Below are 500 nucleotides of genomic sequence, written 5' to 3' on the forward strand. Positions count from 1 at the left end.
GTGAAAAGGCTGTATTCATCTATGAGTCTCTCAAAAGTCTCGTCTCCCACCATACAATGTGCAACTATAAAACTGCTGTCCAAGAAAATTTCATTCAAGCAGATCTACCTCTACTCGACTCAATTTATCCTCGTCAATTTTTTCCCTGTATCCTCCGATTCCAGCGAATCTTTTCATAAGATCTTTCAGTTCACGACTCACTTTAAGCTTAACTTTCTCCCCTTCTTTTAGCTCAACCTTCTCCAAGGGCTTAAAGACTCCGTTCTCATATATAGCTTCAATGATCTTTGGCATGCTCTCTTTTAGATTTTAAAATAGAAATAGGTTTCGATGAGAGAATTTTATTCTCTTTATAAAGTTTAAAAACTTAAAAACTAAACTTCGGCGTTCGCATGTGCATACAGCGTAGCAAGCTTTCGCTTGCATACGCATGTAGCACAGCACGCGAGCATTTTACAATTTAAAGCTCTAAAACCTCAAGGAAATCGACTCTCTTGAAA

Annotated in this window: 1 protein-coding gene; it reads right to left on the bottom strand. The window is 37.8% G+C overall.

The genetic code is table 11. The features are described 5' to 3' along the window. Positions 1–90: 90 nt before the first annotated feature. Positions 91–294, bottom strand: a complete 204-nt coding sequence (locus N2317_08855; GenBank protein MCX7817594.1) for an antitoxin family protein — start codon at positions 292–294, stop codon at positions 91–93. Between the last annotated feature and the right edge of the window lie 206 nt (positions 295–500).

The organism is Syntrophales bacterium (genome assembly GCA_026417625.1).
Taxonomy (GTDB): domain Bacteria; phylum Desulfobacterota; class Syntrophia; order Syntrophales; family UBA8958; genus JAOACW01.